This is a genomic window from Aquitalea sp. S1-19, assembly GCF_024343515.1.
The window spans coordinates 1-2,492 of the sequence record NZ_RJTZ01000223.1 but is presented as its reverse complement, the minus strand read 5'-3'; the positions used below and the strand labels follow the sequence as shown (position 1 = coordinate 2,492).

2 protein-coding genes are annotated in these 2,492 nt (G+C 57.7%); both read left to right on the top strand.

The window, feature by feature from the left end; translation table 11 throughout:
• A partial coding sequence (locus EGI20_RS17495) for a RecQ family ATP-dependent DNA helicase (protein ID WP_498632996.1) occupies window positions 1-977 on the top strand: 977 nt, incomplete at its 5' end.
• Window positions 978-1,050: 73 nt separating this feature from the next.
• Complete coding sequence (argJ, locus tag EGI20_RS17490) at window positions 1,051-2,268, top strand: bifunctional glutamate N-acetyltransferase/amino-acid acetyltransferase ArgJ (RefSeq protein WP_498632994.1); 1,218 nt, start codon at window positions 1,051-1,053, stop codon at window positions 2,266-2,268.
• Window positions 2,269-2,492 lie beyond the last annotated feature (224 nt).

Below are 2,492 nucleotides of genomic sequence, written 5' to 3'. Positions count from 1 at the left end.
TTTTGCGTGAGGACGGGGTGGTGATGGTGGCGACCGTCGCCTTCGGCATGGGCATAGACAAGCCGGACGTACGCTTTGTCGCTCATGTCGACCTGCCTAAAAGCCCGGAAAATTTTTACCAGGAGTCGGGGCGCGCCGGGCGTGACGGGCTGCCTGCGTCCAGCTGGTTGTGTTATGGGCTGAACGATATGGTGCAGCTGACGCAGATGATCCTGAACTCGGAGATGGCTCAGCTGCAAAAGCAGGTCGAGCTGTCCAAGCTGGATGCAATGGTCGCTTTTTGCGAAACCGCCGCCTGCCGTCGCCAGCTTATCCTGGCGCATTTCGGTGAGGCGGGGCAGCCGTGCGGGCATTGCGACAATTGCCTGCACCCGCCGGTCACGTTTGATGCGACGCTGGCCGTGCAAAAACTATTGTCGTGTATCTGGCGGGTCGGGCAGCGCTATCCGGCCAGCCAAGTCATCGATGTGCTGCTGGGGCGCAGCAATACTCACGTGCAGCAAGCAGGCCATGACCAGCTCTCTACCTTCGGCATAGGCAAGGAGTATTCGCAGCGGGCATGGCGTTCGCTGGTGCGCCAGCTGGTGGCAAGAAAAATCATCGAGGTTGATGTCGTGCGCGGCCAGTCGCTGGTGTTGACCGAATCCAGCCGCAGCATTCTTAAAGGGCAGGAAAAAATCTTCCTGCGGCCGCTGGCCGACGACAGCCGGGCCAAAGCCGGTAGCGCCGAGCAATGGCTGCGCACCGAGCGCGAGGAGCGGGTCTGGCAGGCGCTCAGGCGTTGGCGTAAAGGCATGGCCGATGAGCACAATGTGCCGGCTTATGCCGTTTTCTCCGACAAGACCTTGCGCGAACTGGTCGAGAAGCGGCCGTCGTCTCTGGCCGAGTTGCGACGTATCTATGGTTTGGGAGAGCTTAAGCTAGCCCGCTACGGGGCGGCGTTGTTGTCGTGCCTGGAAGAGGCGCTAGCCAACTGAGGTGGGCTGTCGCGCAGATATAAACAAATCCGTTACAATCAATGCCAATAACATTTTGGTGTGGAGGCGCGGAATGGCAGTCAATCTCAATGTACAGGATGATCAAAGCTTGCTGGCGGTAGCCGGTGTCAAGCTGATGGTGGCTGAGGCCGGCATCAAGAAGGCGGATCGCAAGGATGTGCTGGTGATCCAGCTGGATAAAGGCAATACCGTTGCCGGCGTCTTTACCCAGAACCGCTTCTGTGCAGCACCGGTTCAAGTGAGCAAAGCCCATCTGGGCGCGGGTGTACAAATACGTGCGCTGGTGGTCAATACCGGTAATGCCAACGCGGGTACCGGCGTAGCCGGGCGTGAGCATGCATTGCAAGTTTGCAAGGCGCTGGCCGAAGAGCTGGCTTGTCAGCCAGAGCAGGTCTTGCCGTTCTCTACCGGCGTGATTCTGGAGCCGCTACCCGTAGGCAAGATCATCCAGGCCTTGCCGGCAAGACGTGAGGCGAGCTGGGGCGAGGCGGCCGAGGCCATCATGACGACCGATACCGTGCCCAAGGCGGCGAGTCGCACATTGAGCCTGGATGGTGTGCCTGTCGTCTTGACGGGTATTGCCAAGGGCGCCGGCATGATTCATCCCAATATGGCAACCATGCTGGGCTTTATCGCGAGCGATGTGGCCATTACGCGTCCGCTGCTGGAACAGTTGGTCAAGGAGGTCGCCGACCAGTCCTTCAACTGTATCTCGATCGATGGCGACACTTCGACCAATGACAGCTTTATGCTTATTTGCAGCGGGCGAAGCGCAAGCGGCCTGATCGACTCGGTAGATCATCCGCATTACGCCCCATTTAAAGCGGTTTTGCTGGATCTCGCACGCGAGTTGGCGCAGGCCATCGTGCGTGATGGTGAAGGGGCTACCAAGTTTATTACTGTCAAGGTTGAAGGCGGGCGTAGTGTGGCGGAGTGCAAGGATATTGGCTATGCGATTGCACGCTCTCCGCTGGTTAAAACCGCCTTCTTCGCTTCCGATCCTAATCTTGGACGTTTGTTGGCCGCGATCGGCTATGCCGGTGTGGCGGATCTGGATGTGGACAGGCTTTCCCTCTACCTGGACGATGTGCTGGTAGCCTCCGCCGGAGGACGCCACCCGGATTATGAAGAAGCTGACGGTCAGCGCGTCATGCAGCAAAGCGAGATTACGGTGCGGGTTGTGCTGGAGCGGGGGAGTGCGGATGCGACCGTTTGGACGTGTGACTTCTCCTATGACTATGTGCGTATTAATGCCGATTACCGTAGTTGAGCGCTCGTTCCTATCCTGCTGCAGGGGCGTTTTGACGCGCAGCCTAGGCGGCGACCTGTAGCTGGATGGATAGTTTGAAAAAACATTAACGGCTTAAGTTGTTTTAAAACAATTGCTTGTCTGTTTCTTGTTGCTTGATATCATGTTTCTACTCGTGTTTTGAGTGTTTCGTGCTTGACGCATCAGTTCAAGGTGCGTATATTTCGCCTCCTCAGCTGACGACG

Coding starts and splice junctions, on each gene's coding strand:
- argJ (WP_498632994.1), top strand. CDS start 1,051: ATGGCAGTCAATCTCAATGTACAGGATGATCAAAGCTTGCTGGCGGTA.